The 18,893-nt window shown below is 56.3% G+C and carries 19 protein-coding genes; 13 read left to right on the top strand and 6 right to left on the bottom strand.

Translation table 11 applies throughout. The annotated features are described in order from the left end of the window. Positions 1-167 precede the first annotated feature (167 nt). The 7 genes from EGY08_RS08990 to psiF all read left to right on the top strand — a co-directional run bounded on the left by EGY08_RS08990 (position 168) and on the right by psiF (position 7,165). The gene (locus EGY08_RS08990) at positions 168-1,367 is read left to right on the top strand and encodes a multidrug efflux MFS transporter (protein ID WP_004129587.1); all 1,200 of its coding nucleotides are present in this window, start codon (positions 168-170) and stop codon (positions 1,365-1,367) included. Between the two features lie 178 nt (positions 1,368-1,545). Beyond that, a complete protein-coding gene (gene idnO, locus EGY08_RS08985; RefSeq protein ID WP_049113309.1) occupies positions 1,546-2,310 on the top strand; it encodes a gluconate 5-dehydrogenase in 765 nt (254 codons plus the stop codon). 94 nt (positions 2,311-2,404) lie between these two features. Further along, the gene (locus EGY08_RS08980) at positions 2,405-3,691 is read left to right on the top strand and encodes an MFS transporter (RefSeq protein WP_123828418.1); all 1,287 of its coding nucleotides are present in this window, start codon (positions 2,405-2,407) and stop codon (positions 3,689-3,691) included. A 66-nt stretch (positions 3,692-3,757) separates the two neighbouring features. Beyond that, the gene (gene idnR / locus EGY08_RS08975; RefSeq protein ID WP_004129606.1) at positions 3,758-4,750 is read left to right on the top strand and encodes a DNA-binding transcriptional regulator IdnR; all 993 of its coding nucleotides are present in this window, start codon (positions 3,758-3,760) and stop codon (positions 4,748-4,750) included. 224 nt (positions 4,751-4,974) lie between these two features. After that, entirely contained in the window at positions 4,975-5,235 is a 261-nt protein-coding gene (gene iraP / locus EGY08_RS08970) for an anti-adapter protein IraP (RefSeq protein WP_004129608.1), read from the top strand. An 88-nt stretch (positions 5,236-5,323) separates the two neighbouring features. Then, entirely contained in the window at positions 5,324-6,754 is a 1,431-nt protein-coding gene (gene phoA / locus EGY08_RS08965) for an alkaline phosphatase (protein ID WP_032742056.1), read from the top strand. 90 nt (positions 6,755-6,844) lie between these two features. Continuing rightward, positions 6,845-7,165, top strand: coding sequence for a phosphate starvation-inducible protein PsiF (gene psiF, locus EGY08_RS08960; RefSeq protein ID WP_004129612.1), 321 nt, complete (start codon positions 6,845-6,847; stop codon positions 7,163-7,165). A gap of 53 nt (positions 7,166-7,218) precedes the next feature. Here psiF and proC read toward each other — a convergent pair whose 3' ends face one another. Further along, complete coding sequence (proC, locus tag EGY08_RS08955; protein ID WP_123828417.1) at positions 7,219-8,028, bottom strand: pyrroline-5-carboxylate reductase; 810 nt, start codon at positions 8,026-8,028, stop codon at positions 7,219-7,221. Between the two features lie 116 nt (positions 8,029-8,144). Here proC and EGY08_RS08950 point away from each other — a divergent pair, with 116 nt between their 5' ends. Continuing rightward, positions 8,145-8,603, top strand: a complete 459-nt coding sequence (locus EGY08_RS08950) for a YaiI/YqxD family protein (RefSeq protein WP_049113307.1) — start codon at positions 8,145-8,147, stop codon at positions 8,601-8,603. Here EGY08_RS08950 and EGY08_RS08945 read toward each other — a convergent pair. Next, positions 8,600-9,298, bottom strand: coding sequence for a DUF2076 domain-containing protein (locus EGY08_RS08945; RefSeq protein WP_049113305.1), 699 nt, complete (start codon positions 9,296-9,298; stop codon positions 8,600-8,602). The genes EGY08_RS08950 and EGY08_RS08945 overlap by 4 nt on opposite strands. Before the next feature lie 334 nt (positions 9,299-9,632). On the opposite strand from EGY08_RS08945, the gene aroL reads away from it, so the two are divergent. The 4 genes from aroL (at position 9,633) to ppnP (ending at position 11,725) form a co-directional block, all read left to right on the top strand. Then, entirely contained in the window at positions 9,633-10,160 is a 528-nt protein-coding gene (gene aroL / locus EGY08_RS08940; protein ID WP_004129620.1) for a shikimate kinase AroL, read from the top strand. 70 nt (positions 10,161-10,230) lie between these two features. Then, complete coding sequence (locus EGY08_RS08935) at positions 10,231-10,422, top strand: YaiA family protein (protein WP_004129622.1); 192 nt, start codon at positions 10,231-10,233, stop codon at positions 10,420-10,422. Positions 10,423-10,672: 250 nt separating this feature from the next. Continuing rightward, positions 10,673-11,353 (top strand): AroM family protein, encoded by a 681-nt coding sequence (locus EGY08_RS08930; RefSeq protein ID WP_170100633.1) that lies wholly within the window; start codon positions 10,673-10,675, stop codon positions 11,351-11,353. A gap of 87 nt (positions 11,354-11,440) precedes the next feature. After that, positions 11,441-11,725, top strand: a complete 285-nt coding sequence (gene ppnP / locus EGY08_RS08925; RefSeq protein ID WP_004129626.1) for a pyrimidine/purine nucleoside phosphorylase — start codon at positions 11,441-11,443, stop codon at positions 11,723-11,725. A gap of 45 nt (positions 11,726-11,770) precedes the next feature. Here ppnP and rdgC read toward each other — a convergent pair whose 3' ends face one another. Next, the gene (gene rdgC, locus EGY08_RS08920) at positions 11,771-12,682 is read right to left on the bottom strand and encodes a recombination-associated protein RdgC (protein ID WP_004129627.1); all 912 of its coding nucleotides are present in this window, start codon (positions 12,680-12,682) and stop codon (positions 11,771-11,773) included. A 90-nt stretch (positions 12,683-12,772) separates the two neighbouring features. Between rdgC and mak the strand changes: the two genes are divergently transcribed. Then, positions 12,773-13,678: a fructokinase gene (gene mak, locus EGY08_RS08915; protein ID WP_004129629.1), complete on the top strand. Its 906-nt coding sequence runs from the start codon at positions 12,773-12,775 to the stop codon at positions 13,676-13,678. A gap of 47 nt (positions 13,679-13,725) precedes the next feature. Here mak and EGY08_RS08910 read toward each other — a convergent pair whose 3' ends face one another. The 3 genes from EGY08_RS08910 to sbcD all read right to left on the bottom strand — a co-directional run bounded on the left by EGY08_RS08910 (position 13,726) and on the right by sbcD (position 18,711). Then, positions 13,726-14,088, bottom strand: coding sequence for a hypothetical protein (locus tag EGY08_RS08910; RefSeq protein ID WP_004129631.1), 363 nt, complete (start codon positions 14,086-14,088; stop codon positions 13,726-13,728). Between the two features lie 289 nt (positions 14,089-14,377). Beyond that, the gene (sbcC, locus tag EGY08_RS08905; RefSeq protein ID WP_123828416.1) at positions 14,378-17,512 is read right to left on the bottom strand and encodes an exonuclease subunit SbcC; all 3,135 of its coding nucleotides are present in this window, start codon (positions 17,510-17,512) and stop codon (positions 14,378-14,380) included. Beyond that, positions 17,509-18,711: an exonuclease subunit SbcD gene (sbcD, locus tag EGY08_RS08900; RefSeq protein WP_123828415.1), complete on the bottom strand. Its 1,203-nt coding sequence runs from the start codon at positions 18,709-18,711 to the stop codon at positions 17,509-17,511. The genes sbcC and sbcD overlap by 4 nt, the downstream gene beginning before the upstream one ends. Positions 18,712-18,893: the final 182 nt, after the last annotated feature.

The following is an 18,893-nucleotide window of genomic DNA, read 5'->3' as shown; positions in this document are numbered from 1 at the left end:
ATATCTCGCTGTCTTACGCGCTTTTCACCACGAAATTGTTCGTCATAACGAAATCACATGTCATAAAACACCAAACTCTCTGCCAGCGCACCTCTGGTAGTACGTCGGATGAGGGAAATTGCTAAGCTAGATAATAATTGTCGAAAAACTAATGAATACGCGTAGTTATGGAATCCTGGAAGGTTAATCTTATCTCCGTCTGGTTTGGCTGTTTTTTTACCGGACTGGCTATCAGCCAAATTCTCCCCTTTTTGCCGCTGTACGTTTCCCAACTGGGCGTGACCTCGCATGAAGCGTTATCCATGTGGTCGGGGCTGACCTTTAGCGTCACTTTTCTGGTGTCGGCGATTGTCTCGCCGATGTGGGGGAGCCTCGCCGACCGCAAAGGGCGCAAGCTGATGCTGCTGCGCGCCTCGCTGGGCATGGCCATCGCCATTTTACTCCAGGCGTTCGCCACCAACGTCTGGCAGCTGTTTATCCTGCGCGCGGTGATGGGACTGACTTCCGGCTATATTCCCAACGCCATGGCGCTGGTGGCGTCTCAGGTTCCGCGCGAGCGTAGCGGCTGGGCGCTGAGCACGCTATCGACGGCGCAGATCAGCGGCGTGATTGGCGGGCCGCTGCTCGGCGGTTTCCTGGCCGATCACGTCGGTTTGCGCGCCGTATTTATCATCACCGCGATTTTGCTGACCGTAAGCTTCCTGGTGACGCTATTTCTGATTAAAGAGGGCGCCCGTCCGCAGGTCAGCAAGGCGGAGCGGCTGAGCGGTAAGGCGGTGTTTGCCTCGCTGCCCTATCCGGGGCTGGTGATCAGCCTGTTTTTCACCACCCTGGTGATTCAGCTTTGCAACGGATCAATCGGCCCGATTCTGGCCCTGTTTATCAAGTCGATGGCGCCGGATAGCAATAATATCGCCTTTCTCGCGGGGATGATCGCCGCCGTGCCGGGCGTGTCGGCGCTGATTTCGGCGCCCCGTCTGGGGAAACTGGGCGACAGAATCGGCACCTCGCGAATTCTGCTGGCGACGTTGTGCTGCGCGGTAGTGATGTTCTTTGCCATGTCGTTCGTTACGACCCCATTCCAGCTTGGCGTCCTGCGCTTTCTGCTCGGTTTTGCCGATGGGGCGATGCTGCCGGCGGTGCAAACGCTTCTGCTCAAGTACTGCAGCGACAGCGTCACCGGGCGTATTTTCGGTTATAATCAGTCATTTATGTATCTCGGCAACGTAGCCGGGCCGCTGATCGGCGCGTCGGTCTCGGCCATGGCCGGTTTCCGCTGGGTGTTTATCGCCACGGCGATTATTGTGCTGATCAATATCTGGCAGCTGGCCATCATGCTGCGCCGCAGCCGCCGTACCGCGGCGTAATCCCTTCTTCTTCTGCCTGGCCGGTATTTGCATCACAGCGTCAATGCCGGCCTTTGTATTCCTTAATCTTCAAATGTATCACCGATCACAAAACGATCATTTTCCCTTCTCATCCTCTTCTATTCTTAACTGTTACGCGTATACAGTTACGCGTAACAGTTATTGAAAAAGAGGTTATATGCGAAATTTATTCGATTTGTCAGGGAAACGCGCGCTGATCACCGGCTCCGCTCAGGGGATAGGCCATCTGTTGGCCGGCGGCCTCGCCGAGTACGGCGCGGAGATAATCATTAACGACCGGACGCAGGAAAGAGCGGACCAGGCGGCGCAGGTGCTGGTGGCGCAGGGCTTTCGCGCGGTAGGGGTCGCCTTTGACGTCACCCAGGCGGCGCAGGTCGAGCAGGCGATAGCCCGCATCGAAGAGGAGGTCGGCGCCATTGATATTTTAATTAATAATGCCGGGATCCAGCGGCGTTTCCCTTTTACCGAATTTCCGGAGGAGGAGTGGGACAACGTTATTGAGGTCAACCAGAAAGGCGTTTTTCTGGTATCGCAGCAGGTGGCGAAATATATGATGAGCCGCCGCGCGGGAAAAATAATTAATATTTGTTCGATGCAGAGCGAGCTGGGACGTAAAACAATTACGCCTTATGCGGCCTCAAAAGGGGCGGTTAAAATGCTTACCCGCGGTATGTGCGTTGAGCTGGCCGAATATAATATACAGGTTAACGGTATCGCGCCGGGATATTTTGCCACCGAGATGACGACCGCCCTGGTCAACGATGAGGCGTTTTCCGCCTGGCTGTATCAGCGCACGCCGGCGGCGCGCTGGGGAAAACCGGAAGAGCTGATTGGCGCCGCGGTGTATCTGGCTTCGTCGGCGGCAAACTTTGTTAACGGTCATTTGCTGTTTGTGGACGGCGGAATGCTCGCCGCTGTCTGAATCACTTCGCCTCCTTCAGGCAGCAGCGTGCCCGTACTGCCTGAAGGACGGCGTATTTAACCCGTGTGAAGATATTAATATCTGAGGATTGCTTATGCATATGCTCGCGAAATTACCCGCGCGTCGCTGGTGGTATTTAATGCCGATTATATTTATTACCTATAGTCTGGCCTACCTTGATCGCGCGAATTATGGTTTTGCCGCTGCGGCGGGAATCGAAAGTGATTTAGGTATTACGAAAGGAACGGCGTCGCTGATTGGCGCATTATTTTTTCTCGGTTATTTCTTTTTTCAGGTTCCCGGCGCGATATATGCGGTAAAACGCAGCGTGCGAAAAATGATTTTCTTTAGTCTTATTTTATGGGGATTCTGCGCGGCGGCTACCGGGTTCGTCAGCAATATTCCGATGCTGATGGCGATTCGCTTTACGCTTGGTGTGGTTGAGGCGGCGGTGATGCCGGCGATGCTGATTTATATCAGCAACTGGTTTACTAAAACCGAGCGTTCACGCGCCAATACTTTTCTGATCCTCGGGAACCCGGTGACGGTGCTGTGGATGTCTATCGTTTCCGGCTATCTGATTCAGGCGTGGGGCTGGCGCGAAATGTTCATCATTGAAGGCATTCCGGCGGTACTGTGGGCGATATGCTGGTGGATACTGGTGCGCGATAAACCGTCCGAGGTTTCCTGGCTGAACGCGCAGGAAAAAGAGACCCTGCAGAAGGTGATGGACAGCGAGCAGAGTCATATCAAGCCGGTGCGCAACTACGGTGAAGCGCTGCGCTCGCGCAATGTGATTATGCTCTGCGCCGTGCATGCGCTGTGGAGCATCGGCGTATACGGCTTCATGATGTGGATGCCGTCGATTCTGAAAAACGCCGCGCAGATGGATATCGTGGCGGTGGGCTGGCTGGCGGCGGCGCCGTACCTGGCGGCGATTATCCTGATGCTGACGGTCTCCTGGCTGTCGGATAAGTTCCAGAATCGTAAATTGTTTATCTGGCCGCTGTTGCTGATTGCCGCTATCGCCTTCTTTGGCTCGTGGATGGTGGGCAACCAGGCGTTCTGGTTATCCTACGCGCTGCTGGTTATTGCTGCGGCCTGCATGTATGCGCCCTACGGGCCGTTCTTCGCGCTTATTCCTGAACTGCTGCCGCGCAACGTTTCCGGCGTATCGATGGGGCTAATTAATAGCTTCGGCGCACTCGGCGCTTTCATTGGCGCGTGGCTGGTGGGGTATCTGAACGGTATCACCGGCGGGCCGGGGGTATCCTATACCTTTATGGCCGTCGCGCTGTTGTCGTCCGTTGTGCTGATGTTCAACGTGCGCGCTAACCCGCAATCTTCTTCCCCGGCAGTGGCAAAAAGGGTTGTCGGCTAACATAAACCGCCGCTGCTGTGGTAAGGTTCTCTGCGAGCACATAAGTCGTTTGTCGTAGAGAACCTGATGAAAAACAACCGGATGACATTGCAGGATATCGCTAATCTGGCGGGGTTGAATAAAATGACGGTCAGCCGTTATTTACGCGACCCCGGCCAGGTTTCTGAGCGCAGCCGCGAGCTGATTTCAAAGGTTATGGAAGAAAACAACTATATCCCTAACCGGGCACCGGAAATCCTGCTTAACGCCCGCAGCAAAACGATTGGCGTGCTTATTCCTTCCTTTCGCAACCAGATTTTTGCCGATGTGCTGGCCGGCATTGAGTCGGTGACTTCCGCGCATCAGTACCAGACCCTGATTGCCAACTATGAATATGACCCGCAGCGCGAAGAGCGCGAGGTGCTCAACCTGCTCTCTTATAACATCGACGGGCTGATTTTGACCGGCAAGCAGCACAGCGATCGCATGGTGCAGTACGTGCGCGCCAGCGGTATTCCCGTCGCTGAACTGATGGACTTTGGCGGTCAGCAACTGGATATCCAGGTGGGTTTCGATAACGAAAAGGCGGCGTGGGACATGACCCACGCTTTTCTTGAGAGCGGAAAACGGGCGATCGCCTTTTTTGGCTCCATGGACGATCCCCGCGATTTAAGCCGTTTTCACGGCACTGAACTGGCGCTGGCGGAGCACGGTCTGAAGGCGTATCACATGGCGCCGAAGACGATCTCCTCGGTTGCGCTTGGTCGGCAGATGTTTCTGCAGATGCAGCAGTCGCGCCCGGATATCGACGCCATTTTTTGTACCAACGACGACCTGGCGGTGGGCGTGCTGCTCGAGTGCCAGGCGCAGGGGAAAGCCGTCCCGCAGGAGATTGCCATTGCCGGTTTTCACGGCCTCGAAATTGGCCGGGCGCGGTTACAAAAAATAGCCAGCGTCATTACCCCACGTTATGACATCGGTAAAACCGCGAGCGAAATACTTATTGCGCGCCTGGCCGGTAAAGACGCACCGGACAGCGTTAATCTGGCCTACCAGATATATTATGGCGATACGTTATAGTTATCGATAGAATAGCGATATTCCATTTTATTCTTATTTGTTAATTTTGGTTATGACGCTTATTAATCCCTCGTTGAGTAAATTCCTGGGGATTGGCAATGAGCAAAACGTTTCGCTTGTTATTCATTGACGTGTCGATCCTTTTTAAAAAATAATGGTGGAAACCGACGGCTAATCTATGACATAAATAGCAGACTACGGACCTCGCATAAGGATAAAGCGCTGTGAAGAATCTCATTGCTGAGCTGCTGGTTAAACTCGCCCAAAAGGAAGAAGAATCGAAGGAACTGACGGCACAGGTGGAGGCCCTGGAAGTGGTGGTGACCGCTCTGCTACGCCATATGGAGCAGGGTGCCCAGCAGGCGCTAATCAGCGATATTGAGCAAGCCATCGACGAGGCCAGCCCCGGCCCGCTGGTCGACGACCGCGATACCCAGCTATTGCAGCAATATATAAAGAAGCTGTTACGGCATCCTCGTAGTTAGTTTTGTGACAAGGTATGGATGCTGTCATTTTACTGTCACATCGCTTTTATACAGTCTCCCTCGTTTTGTTTTTTAAAGTATTTTTTACATGGAGACGATAAAAGTGAAATTAAGCGCCTTGTTTATTGCCCTGATACCTCTGCTGGGTTCCCCGATTATTCACGCGGAAACAACAACCGCTCCGGTTCTGGAAAATCGTGCCGCGCAGGGCGATATCACCACGCCGGGCGGCGCGCGTCGTTTAACCGGCGACCAGACCGAGGCGCTGCGCGCTTCGTTAATCAATAAACCGGCTAAAAATATTATTTTGCTGATTGGCGATGGAATGGGCGATTCAGAAATTACCGCCGCGCGAAATTATGCAGAAGGGGCTGGCGGTTTCTTTAAAGGCATTGACGCGCTGCCGCTGACCGGCCAGTACACCCATTATTCACTGGATAAGAAAACCGGCAAGCCGGATTATGTCACCGACTCCGCCGCTTCCGCTACGGCTTGGACTACCGGCGTGAAAAGCTACAACGGCGCGCTAGGTGTGGATATCCATGAAAAAGATCATCAGACCATCCTTGAACTGGCGAAAGCGGCCGGTTTAGCTACCGGTAACGTCTCGACGGCGGAACTGCAGGACGCCACGCCGGCTGCGCTGGTAGCGCACGTCACTTCGCGTAAATGCTACGGTCCGAGCGTAACCAGTGAAAAATGCGCCAGCAACGCGCTGGAAAAAGGCGGTAAGGGTTCCATTACCGAGCAGTTGCTGAACGCCCGTCCGGACGTGACGCTGGGCGGCGGAGCGAAAACCTTCGCTGAAACCGCGACGGCCGGCGAATGGCAGGGCAAAACGCTGCGCGATCAAGCGGTAGCCCGCGGCTACCAGATCGTCACCGACACCAGCTCGCTGGCCGCCATTAGCCAGGCCAATCAGGACAAACCGCTGCTCGGTCTCTTCGCTGAAGGGAATATGCCGGTGCGTTGGGAAGGCCCAAAGGCGTCTTATCACGGTAATATCGATAAGCCGGCGGTGACCTGTACGCCGAACCCGAAACGTGACGCTTCGGTGCCGACGCTGGCGCAGATGACCGAGAAAGCCATCGATCTGCTGAGCAGCAGCGAGAAGGGCTTCTTCCTGCAGGTGGAAGGTGCTTCTATCGATAAACAGGATCACGCGGCGAATCCGTGCGGTCAGATTGGCGAAACCGTCGATCTGGATGAAGCGGTACAGAAGGCGCTGGAGTTTGCCAAAAAAGAGGGCAATACCCTGGTTATCGTCACCGCCGACCACGCTCACGCCAGCCAGATTATCCCGGCAGACACCAAAGCCCCAGGCCTGACGCAGGCGCTGAATACCAAAGACGGCGCGGTGATGGTCATGAGCTACGGCAACTCTGAAGAAACGTCGATGGAGCATACCGGCACCCAGCTGCGTATTGCCGCCTACGGCCCGCACGCGGCCAACGTGGTGGGGCTAACCGATCAGACCGACCTGTTCTATACCATGAAGGCCGCACTTAATCTGAAATAACCTGAAGCCGGTGACGAATTTTCGTTACCGGCTGGTTTTTTCTCCATCAGCGACCAGACTTACAGAGATCCACTCATAGAGGATGGTGCGATGAAAATAACATTACTTGTGACCCTACTTTTTGGCCTGGTATTTATGACAGCGGTGAGTGCCGCGGAAAAAGAGTTAACCCCCCAGCAGCAAAAAATGAGCGTGTGTAATAAAGAAGCGTCGTCGAAGTCGCTGAAAGGGGATGAGCGTAAAACGTTTATGAGTAGCTGCCTGAAGAAAGATGGCGCCACGCAGGACGGTAAGGGGCTAACGCCTCAGCAGCAGAAAATGCGCGAGTGTAACGCTCAGGCGACCCAGCAGTCTCTGAAAGGAGACGATCGCAGCAAATTTATGAGCGCCTGCCTGAAAAAACAGGTGTAAAAAATAAGCGGGTGAGGGAAACCTCACCCGCTATGCGTTATTCGCTATTCCAATCAGGAACGGCTGAGCTTCTCTGATTTCTCCATGCATTTCACCATCGCTTCGATGACGGACGAGCGGAAGCCTTTCTCTTCCAGCACGCGCACGGCTTCGATCGTGGTGCCGCCCGGCGAGCACACCATATCCTTCAGCGCGCCCGGATGCTCTCCGCTCTCAAGCACCATTTTAGCGGAACCCATCACCGCCTGGGCCGCGAATTTATAAGCCTGAGCGCGCGGCATTCCGCCAAGCACGGCGGCATCCGCCATGGCTTCGATAAACATAAAAACGTAGGCCGGCGCGGAGCCGCTGACGCCAACCACCGGGTGAATCATGGGCTCCGCAATGATTTCCGCCTGGCCAAAGCAGCGGAAGATGGTCAGGATTTCTGAGGTTTCTTCGGCGCTCACCAGCGCGTTCGGCGTGACCGACGTCATCCCCGCGTTGACCAGCGAAGGCGTGTTGGGCATCGCGCGGACTATTTTGCGATCGTGGCCCAGGGCGCGCGCCAGCTGATCGAGCGTCACGCCCGCGGCGATAGAAACCACCAGAGAGTCTTTATTCAGGCTGGAGGCGATGTCGCTGAGGACTTTAACCATCACGCCCGGCTTCACGGCGCCAAAAACGATATCCGCCACCTGGGCCACTTCCTGCGCGCTTTGCGCCGCATTAATGCCGTACTGGTCGTGCAGGGCCGCCACTTTGTCCGGCGACGGGGTGTAGACCCAGATTTGACCCGGCTGAACCTGTCCGCTGGCGATTAGGCCGCCCAGAATGGCCTTGCCCATATTGCCGCAGCCGATAAAGCCGATTTTCTTCTCCATCACCAATCCCCTTTGCTTGTTTTATCGTTAGCTACATAGCTTATCATCTTGTTGCTTTCGCGGAAGGCAAAAGCAGGTGACAATACGGTATCTCTTTTTGGTCGACAGGAGCCGCAATGGCTATTTGGGTTGATGCGGACGCGTGTCCGAACGTCATTAAAGATATTTTGTTCCGCGCCGCAGAGCGCACGCAAATCTCGCTGACGCTGGTCGCTAACCAGCCGCTGCGCGTCCCACCGTCGCGCTTTATCCGCACGCTGCGCGTGGCGCAGGGATTTGACGTGGCGGATAACGAAATCGTTCGTTTATGCGAGCCAGGAGATCTGGTGATTACCGCCGATATTCCGCTGGCGGCGGAAGTGCTGGAGAAAGGCGGGGCGGCGCTGAATCCGCGCGGAGAACGCTACAGCGAGGCGACTATTCGCGAGCGCCTGACGATGCGCGATTTTATGGAAACGATGCGGGCCAGCGGTGTGCAGACCGGCGGCCCGGATAGCTTATCCCAGCGCGATCGTCAGCAGTTTGCCGCCGCGCTGGAGAAATGGCTGCTAGAGGTCAAACGCCCGCAGGGTTAAACCCAGCTGTCGTCGTCGCTGCCAAAATCATCGTTGCCAAAACCGGCGTCAAAGTCGGAGTCATAGTCGTTGTTGTCGGCAAGGAACTGCCCGTCATCCTGGCGGAAGGTATCGTCAGCGACGCTGCTGTCCTGCGCCTGGCTGAGATCCGGCTGCGGTTTATCTTCGATAATATTGACGATCTCCTGCGGATGCGAGCCGCTAAACATATTGGTCAACATATTGCCCAACACTACGCCGCCCGCGACGCCTGCCGCCGTTTGCAGCGCGCCGGCCATAAAGCCGCTGCCGCTGCGCGAGGCCTGAGGCGCGTAGTTCTGCTGTTGCGCCTGTGGGGCGTACTGAGGCTGGGCGCCGGCCTGCTGTCGGCCATACTGCTCTGCGCCAGGAATCGGATCGGAGCCGCGAGACTGCCCGCCGCCAAACAGGCCGGAGAGAAACCCGCCGCTGCTTGGCTTCGCAGCCTGAAGCTGGGTGACCTGGCTTTCCAGCGCCTGAATACGGTCGTTAAGCTGTTTGATAGCCGCTTCCTGAATCAAAATTGTCTGCGCCATATAGTAAGGGGCGAACGGCTGCTCTTTAATGTGCCCGGCAATCCGCTCCTCAGCGCTGGCATCGCGCGATGCGCTGCGGCTCTCGGCCTCTTTTAACCGGGAAAACAGTCCATCAATAAGGCGTTGCTCTTCAGATTGCATACTACATACCTCTGTCATACTGATTGATTAGCTTCAGATTCGCTCCGAAGGACTCGTCTTGTAAATATGCGGCAGCGTAAAGCTGTGCAGAAATGTGTTACTGTTTACGCCAGACTGCGAACAAAAAATAACTTCTGTACAAAAGTAAAGCTGGCATAACACTAGATGCAATGATAAGTTTACATTTAAAGTCCTTTCTAATACTAAGGTGAAAGGGTTTGTAGATGGTGTGTAACGTTTATTTTACGGTTGGCGTCAGGTAAGTTTGCGGTACCATTGTTTTTCTTTTCGCTTTCATTTATCCGCAGTACGCGGAACCAAGGGGTCTTCGGTAATGACACAGCTAATATTTCTTGTCGGGCCTCGCGGCTGCGGTAAAACGACCGTCGGTCATGCGCTGGCGAAAGTTCGCAACTTTAAGTTCGCCGACACGGACCATGAGCTGCAGGAGCATGAGCAGCGCACGGTAGCGGCGATCGTCCAGCAGGAAGGCTGGGAACGCTTTCGTGCTCTGGAAACGCAGGCGTTAGAAAGAGTCGCGCAACCCGCAACCATCATCGCCACCGGCGGCGGCATTATACTCAGCGAATATAACCGTCAGTTTATGCGGGAGAATGGCGTAGTGATCTATCTTGAGGCTTCGGTTTCCGCGCTGATAGACCGTCTTGAAGCCTATCCGAAGGCTGAACAGCGCCCGACGCTGACCGGAAAGCCCATCCGCGAAGAAGTGGGTGAAGTGCTGGCGCAGAGAGAAGCGCTATATCGCGCGGCCGCGCATCATATTATTAACGCCACCGCGTCGCCGGATGAGGTCGTGGAACAGATTATGACGACCGTATGCGGTGCGAGCTATACCAGTTAAGACTTTACCTGGGGAAAACGGATCGGCAGCGCCTATACTTTAAAGCTCTTAAGGTAAAAAAGGAAACGCTATGCCGACCAGACCTCCATATCCAAGGGAAGCGCGTGTTGTCGCCGTTGAAAAAGGCCCGCAGGGCCAAACGGTCACCTGGTATGAACTGCGCGCTGACCATCCGACGCCAAACTCCCTCATCAGTGAACACCCTACTGAACAGGAAGCGCTGGACGCCAAACGGCGCTACGAAGATCCTGACAAATCTTAATTTCCCATTCATGTCCGGGATTGGCTCTGAAAAGGTCGCTACCGGACATGCATCACATTTTTAATTTATTAACCGTACTAATGATTACCTAAGTCACGGATTTTCTGGTGCGTTTTGACGCTTTTGGAATCTTTACATTCCAAAATAGCCGTAATCTGCTACGCTTCTCGACGGTTGCTTTGGTCACCAGGGGGCAGAAGTCGTCAAGAGAAGCCTGTTTTGAAACAGCGGTTGTGAAAAGGTACATGATATGAGTAGTGCATCGATGGCAATTTTGACCATTGGGGTAGTACCGGTGGCGGAGATGTTGCCGCTTTTAACTGAACATATCAGGGAAGAACAGATCGACCACGTTAGCCTGTTAGGCAAAATGGCGCGCGAAGAGGTAATGCGGGACTATGGCATTGAGCCCGGCGATGAGATGCTATTGACCTTGCTTAACGACAATGAAATCGCCCAGGTCTCGCGGCAGAAGGTTGAACGTGATTTACGTAGCGTCATTGCGGTGCTCGATAAACAAGATTACGACCTGATATTACTCATGAGTACCCATCCCTTTCGCGGATTTACGGCGAATAATGCGATCCTGCTTGAGCCGCAAAGAATTATCCCGCCGCTGGTTGCCTCGATTGTTGACGGTCATCAGGTAGGGGTCATTGTTCCGGTCGAAGAGATTTTGCCGCTGCAGCGGGATAAATGGCAGGTGTTAGAAAACACTCCGCTGTATGCCATCTCCAACCCGGTCAGCGGTAGTAAAGAGAATTTACTGGCCGCCGGCAGGGAGCTGATTGAGCAAGGCGCAGACGTACTGATGCTGGATTGTCTTTGCTACCACCAGCAGCATCGAGACATATTACAAAAGGCGCTGGATATCCCGGTTCTGTTGTCAAATGTGCTGGTTTCGCGACTGGCGGCAGAACTATTAGTTTAACCTGATATATCGCGTTAATTTTACGTGACAGGTGCAAGGAGCGCCCCCTATATTGTGCCTTCAACACAAGATCATAAGGGCGAGTTTATGCTTCAAAGCAATGAATACTTTGACGGAAAAGTAAAATCTATCGGCTTCACCAGCAGCAGCACCGGCCGTGCGAGCGTGGGCGTGATGGCGGAAGGGGAATATACCTTTGGCACCGCGCAGCCAGAAGAGATGAGCGTAGTCAGCGGCGCGCTGAACGTACTTCTGCCGGGGGAAACCGAGTGGAAAGTCTACGCCGCCGGGGAAGTATTCAACGTTCCGGGGAATAGCGAGTTTCATTTGCAGGTGGCTGAGCCGACGTCTTATCTTTGCCGCTACCTGTAAAGTCAGCTTCCTTCCTGCGCTGGCAGGAAGGAATTTACCGCCAGATTAGCGCTGCGCTTCGCCGCCTAACCCTTCCACCAGATTCTGTATCAGCGCGGCCAGTTCGCCGGTCATCAGAATAAAGTCCGCATCAAAACGCTGAGCGAAATCTTCCCGATCGATATCTTCATTCTGGTCCCGCAGTTCGTCGCAGAACTTCAGGCGTTTAATCGAACCATCATCGCACATTAAGAACTGAATGCGCTGCTGCCAGTCGAGCGCCAGCTTGGTCACGACCTTACCGGCTTCAATGTGCACGGCGATCTCGTCGCTGACCAGATCCTGTTTTTTCGCGCGGATCACGCCACCGTCTTCCAACATCGCTTTTAGCTCGGCTTCGTCCAGTAGCTGGAAGCCCTGGGCAACGGTACCGGAGCGCACCCACTCGGTTAGCGTCAGTTCGATCGGGGTTTCCAGCGCCAGCGGGACCACCGGCAGCGAGCCGAGGGTTTTACGCAGTAGCGCCAGGGTATCTTCCGCTTTTTTGGCGCTCGCGCAGTCCACCATGATCAGTCCGTTGACGGTATCGATCCACATCATAGTCTGGCTGAAGCGGCTGAAGGCGCGCGGCAGCAGAGAGTGCAGAACCTCATCTTTCAGCGAATCTTTTTCGGTCTTTTTCAGCTTGCGGCCCTGCTCGGCTTCCAGCTTGAAAATCTTTGCTTCCAGCGCCTGTTTGATCACCGGAGACGGCAGGATCTTCTCTTCTTTACGCGCGCAGATAACGATCTGGCCGTTTGACGTATGCGTCAACGCGTCGCTGTGCGATCCCATCGGCGGTACCCAACCGGTTTTGGCCATATCCTGGCTGCCGCAAGGGGTAAAGGTCAGCTCGGCCAGCTGTTTTTCCATCTCCTCGGCGCGCAGGGAAATGTCGCGGCTGAGACGATAAACCATTAAATTTTTGAACCACAGCATGATAATTTCCACGGCTTAGTCGTTAAATCCAGCGGGCATGATAGCGAATTGTCGCTATGCTTGCATTGTTAATCGGGGGAGGAATTCACGGTGCGCATTGGCATTGATTTAGGCGGGACCAAAACGGAAGTCATCGCGCTGAGCGACCAGGGAGAGCAGCTATTTCGTCATCGCCTGCCTACGCCAGGGGGCGATTATTGCCAGACGATAGAGACAATTGCCTCGCTGGTTGAGATGGCCGAGCAGGCCACCGGGCAGAGCGGCACGGTTGGCATCGGCATCCCCGGGTCGATTTCGCCCTATACCGGCGTGGTCAAAAACGCTAATTCAACCTGGCTCAACGGTCAGCCGTTTGATAAAGACCTGAGCCAGCGTCTACAACGGGAAGTGCGTCTGGCCAACGATGCCAACTGCCTCGCGGTGTCGGAAGCGGTAGACGGCGCGGCGGCCGGGGCGCAAACGGTGTTTGCGGTGATTATTGGCACCGGCTGCGGTTCTGGGGTGGCGCTTAACGGACGCGCCCACATAGGCGGCAACGGTACGGCGGGCGAGTGGGGGCATAATCCGCTGCCGTGGATGGATGAAGACGAACTGCGCTATCGCGCTGAAGTGCCGTGCTACTGCGGCAAGCAGGGCTGCATTGAAACCTTTATCTCCGGCACCGGCTTTGCTACCGATTACCGTCGGTTGAGCGGGCATCCGCTGAAAGGCAGCGAGATTATGCAGCGCGTCGGCGAACGGGATCCGCTGGCGGAACTGGCGCTGAGCCGCTATGAGATGCGGCTGGCGAAGTCGTTGGCGCACGTGATCAACATCCTCGACCCGGACGTTATTGTGCTTGGCGGCGGAATGAGCAACGTTGACCGGCTGTATCAGACGGTGCCGAATCTGCTAAAACCGTGGGTCTTTGGCGGCGAATGCGAGACGCCGATTCGCAAAGCGGCCCACGGCGATTCCAGCGGCGTACGCGGCGCCGCCTGGCTGTGGCCGCTGTAATCATCAACCCGCTGCGCGGCCTGAACGGCGCAGCGGGTAGCGGTTGATTACCGCTCCGGGATCTCCTCCAGGCCGTAGTAAATCGACAATCCCCTTTTTTTACCCTCCTCAATATCCAGGTCCGCTCCCCGGGATTCGCCCGGTATGCGCAAAATTGCATCGCAGCGGCTAATTAAACGGTGAGCGACGGGGTAGAGATACTCTTCGCTAATCGCATCGCCAATTTCTTTGGAGCCCGCCGCTTTAGCAACGGGTAACGCCAGCCATTCGCCGACCACGGGAATATGCCCTTTCTGGTAAACGCGTAGCGCAACCTGGGCCATATTGTGCAGATTAGCCTCGATAAGTTCCGCGCGATTGTCGGTGCCGCTGCGTACCGGGCCGGCGATCAAAATAAGTAAACTTTGCATATTTAAGACCTTCTTGATGCGTGAATGGGAATGCTATTGAAGGCTTCCTTCCCGTTGTACGTTCCGTCATAGACAATTTCCGATGCATGAGTTTGCACGAAAATAAATGAAAATGGCCGTTTATAGGTTAACAGATAAACTATCATGCACTTTCGTGCATAATCAAGATTATTCGTGAATTGTTTGGCAATGATTACTGCGCCGGGCAGCTGGAAGCACGTCATTTCTCAGGAGGCGGCGATCTCTCCCGGCGGGGAGAGATCTTCAGGTAAGGAGCGGAGGGAGGGAATTACTCAACGGCGAAAGCTTTATCGAGGCGGCTATAGCCCAGCCCGTTGATTTTTTTAACTTTAATTTGCACAGGAATGCGCTCTTTCATCGCCTCAACGTGGCTGATGACGCCGATAATCTTGCCGCTGGCGTTAAGCGCGTCCAGCGCATCCAGCGCGGTATCCAGGGTTTCGCTGTCCAGCGTGCCGAAACCCTCATCGAGGAATAGCGAGTCTATCCGCGTCTTATGGCTCACCAGATCGGAGAGCGCCAGCGCCAGCGCGAGGCTCACGAGGAAGCTCTCGCCGCCGGAAAGCGTCCGGGTATCGCGCACCGCGTCTGCTTGCCAGGTATCGACCACCTCCAGCTCCAGCGCGTCGCTGGCTTTGCGTTGCAGCAGATAGCGGCCGTGCAGGCGGTTAAGCTGATGGTTGGCCAGCCATACCAGGTTATCCAGCGTCAGCCCTTGCGCAAACTTACGGAATTTGTCGCCCTCTCTGGAGCCGATAAGCGAGTTCAGCCACCCCCAGTCTTCCACTTCCCGGGCCGCGTGTTCCATCTGCTGGCGTAACGACTGCTGACGCTGCTGGTTTTCGGCATTCTGCTTCAGCTGCTGGCGAATCTCTCCCTGGCGGGCGCTGTTTTCCCGCAGCAGCGCGGTCAGTTGCTGAAGCTTTTCTTGTAGCTGTTCAGGCGGCTGGTCGATGTCCATGTCCGTCGGCGGCTGCTGGCTGTGGTTCACCAGCGCCTCGCGGGCTCGCAGCGCCAGCGCCTGATTCTGCTGGAGCGCGCTTTCCAACGTCTGCTTCAGGCGTTCAAGGCCCTGGTGCGTCTCTTCATCGAGCAGGGCGGCGAGAAACGCCTGCCGATCGGCGAACGGGCTGGCGGCCAGCGCTGCGCTGAACTGCGCTTCGCTCTCTTTCAGCTGTGCCTGCTGCTGGCTTTCCTGCTGCCCCAGGGTTTGCCACTGGCTCTGGAGTGCGAGGCAGTCGTCATGTACCTGACGCCAGCCGTCCAGCGGCGCGGGTTCCGCCGCTAATTCCGTTTCCGGCAAAGCCTCCAGTAGCGGAGCCAGCTGTTGGATCTGTTCCTGAAGGGCGAGCAGTTCATTCTGTTTGGCCTGCCAGCCGCGGGTCTCTTCTTCCCGCTGCGCCAGCCAGCCAGCGGCCTGCCCGACAGCCGGTAAGTCCAGCGCAAATGCGCTCAGCTCCGTCGCCAGCGCGGCGCTGCGCTGCGCTTGTTCCCGCTGTAGCTGCTGGAGCTGCTGCTGGCACTCCTGCTGCTGAGCCTGCCAGGCCAGACGCTGCTGATGCTGATACAGCCGCTGTTCATGCTCCTGTTGCGCGTTTAGCCAGCCCGGAATGTCATCCTTTGGCGTCAGGTCGATATTTAATCCGGTGATGGTCTCATGCCAGCGTGATGTAAGCGCTTGCTCCTGCTGCAGAAGCGATGCTTTCTCAGCGACCTCTTTTTGCTGCTGCTTGATCAGAGCGTCAAGCTCGCCGCGCGCCTGCGCTCCGGCCTCCGCCAGCTGCTTAACTTCGCGCTCCAGCGCATCGCGCCGCGCCTGGTTTACGCCGGGAACCAGCGCCTGATATTCGGCGACGGCCGGATGCTGCGCGGAACCGCAGAGCGGGCAGGGTGAGCCAGGCTGCAGGCGGGCTCGCTCCGCCTCAAGCCCGGCAATGCGGGCTTCCATTTCGCAAAGGGCTTTCACATCGCTGAACTGCTGATTCTTTTCTTTATAGGCCTGACGGCGCTGAGCCAGGGTGGCTTCCAGCCGTTCCTGCTCCTGCTTACTGGCCTGCCCGGCGGCATCAAGCTGCGATAACCGCTGGGCCAGCGGCTGCAGCTGACCATGCAGCGCAGCGAGCTGCTGACGCAGAGCGCGGGCCGCAGCGTGCTGCGCGAGTCCGGCGCTAACCTGTTCGGCATCCAGCGTCAGCCCGGCGGCCGGCAGTTCGCCCAGCCTGCGGTGGGTTTCCGCCAGGCGCTGTTGGACCACGGATTGCTGCTGCGTATCGCGAGCCTGCTGCTGGAAAGCGGCCCGCCAGCCCGCCAGCGCGTTGCCCCAGAGCTGAAAGCGGTCATGCTCTTTAAGCCATGCGGACAACGCTTGTTGACGGCTGTGAAGTTGCTCAGACTGCTGCCGGGCGGCGAGGCGAATACCCGCCCGCAGCCGCAATCGTTCATGTAAGCGAGTATTTACTTCTTCTCTCTGGCTGCGGGTTTGCGCCAGCGCGGCGGTTTGCTCCTGCTGACGCGTCCACTGCGGGCGCAAACGCTCCGCCGGCTGGGAATTTAACAGCGCGCTAAGCTGCGGCTGGACCTGCTCCAGCGCAGATTGCGCTTCGCGTAGCGCGGTTTGAGCCTGCAGATCTTCTGCCGTCAGTTCTTCACGGCGTATTTGCCACTGACGGGCATTTTGCAACCGGGTTTGTTCGCTAACCTGCTGTTTTTCTTCAGCAGTAAGCGCTTGCAAACTTTGCTGAAGCGCCTGCTGTTGCTCCTCGCTCAGCAGCAGGACGCCGGAGGCCTGCGCCTGGATTTTTTCCAGCTCAACGCGGGCCTGCTTATGTTTTTCAAAGACCTGGGCGGAAATCTGTCCGTAAATTTCGGTCCCGGTGAGCTCTTCCAGCAGCTCGGCGCGCTCCTTCGGTTTGGCGTTGAGGAAGGCGGCGAACTGCCCCTGCGACAGCAGCATTGAGCGGGTGAAGCGGCCATAGTCCAGACCGGTGAGCGAGGCGGTCAGTTCCAGCTTATCTTTGACCTTATCGGCGAGGATTTTACCGTCCTCGCAGCGCGCCAGCTCGACGCGCGGAACCTGTAAATTGCCGTCCGGCTGGTTTCGCGCCCGGTTCTGACTCCAGAAGGCGCGGTAGGCGATGCCTTTGACCTCGAACTCCACTTCCGCCAGACATTCGGCGGTGTCGCGGGTCATCAGATCGTTTTGCGATTGCGACACGCTGCTCAGGCGCGGCGTTTCGTGATAAAGCGCGAGGCAGATAGCGTCCAGCAGGGTGGTCTTGCCGGCGCCGGTTGGCCCGGTAATCGCGAACAATCCGTTGCTGGCAAATGGCTCAGCGGAGAAATCAATTTTCCATTCGCCTTTGAGTGAGTTGAGGTTTTTCAGGCGTAAGCTGAGAATTTTCACAGGCGATCCTCACCGTTGAGACTATGCAGCGTTTCATTAAAGAGCTGTTCCAGGCGCTGCTGCTGCGCCTCTTCCAGCGTTTCCAGCGCCAGACGGCGGGCGAAGACCTCCTCGACCTGCAGCTCGCTGAGGGTGACCCGCTGAACGCCCGCCAGAATGCGATCGCGCTGGCTGCGGCTGCGGCGCACCAGCAACACTTCTACCGGCAGTGTTTCGGTCTGGACCTGGATTTTCCTTTGTATATCATGCATATATTCATCGCTGGTGATTTCGATATCCAGCCATACGGCGGGCCGCTGGCCGTTATTCTGCCATTGGTTCAGCTGAGCGCTAACGCTGGCGAAATCGCCCTTTAAGACCGCCAGAGGCTGGGTGATGGGCACGATCAGCGGCGTGACGTCCGCCAGGCGGCCAGCGCTAAAGGTCACCAGATTGACGCTTTTGCTTTTCCCGGTCTCGTCAAAGCTCAGCGCAATTGGGGAGCCACTGTAGCGAATATGCTCGCAGCCGCCGACCACCTGCGCCCGGTGAATATGGCCGAGCGCGATATAGTCGGCAGGCGGAAAGCGGTTCGCCGGGAAGGCGTCGAGGGTACCGATATAAATTTCGCGAACCGCGTCGCTTTTGCTGGCGCCGACGGTGGTTAAATGGCCGCTGGCGATAATCGGCAGCGCCTGGTTGCCGCGCAGTTCGCAGGCCTGCTGGTATTGCTGTTGGTAGTAGTCGCTGATGGCATTGAGTAACTGCTGTTGCTTCTCGCCGCTGGAGTGCCCGGCCTGGCTGGTCACCAGCTCACGAGGACGCAGGAACGGTACCGGGCAAAAAACCGCCCCCGGGGTACCGTCGCGTAACGGCAGAATAAAGGGCGCGTGGCCGGCATTGGCCACCACCGTGGTTTTCAGGAACGCAAGAATGTCGCGCGACTCGTTGAGGGTAGCGACCGAGTCGTGGTTTCCCGCCAGCACCACCAGCCGACAGCCGGTCTGCTGCAGCTGAACGACAAAGCGGTTATACAGCTCGCGCGCGTAGCTCGGCGGCGAGCCGGTATCAAAAATATCGCCCGCGACAATAATGGCGTCAACATCATGCTCCTGCGCGCTGGCCAGCAGCCAGTCGAGAAACGCCTGATGTTCGGCGGCGCGACTTTTGCTGTAAAAATTTTGCCCGAGATGCCAGTCAGAGGTGTGAAGGATGCGCATAGTTGTTCCATAGCGAAAAAGCGTAAGCGGCATTATATACCCGTCATACGTCAAGTTGCTTATGTGTTGGCTACGTGCGCTCACCCCAGCCACCTGGTTACCAGGGGGTGTGGGGACTGACGCCCTTGCCGCCATTAAGCCACGTGAATTATTGAGGGGATAATGCTGTTCTTCGGTGAGTT

Origin of the sequence: Klebsiella sp. FDAARGOS_511, assembly GCF_003812845.1 — a bacterium.
GTDB lineage: Bacteria > Pseudomonadota > Gammaproteobacteria > Enterobacterales > Enterobacteriaceae > Klebsiella > Klebsiella grimontii.
Note: the sequence above shows the minus strand (reverse complement) of the source record. Positions and strands in the feature narration are given on the sequence as shown.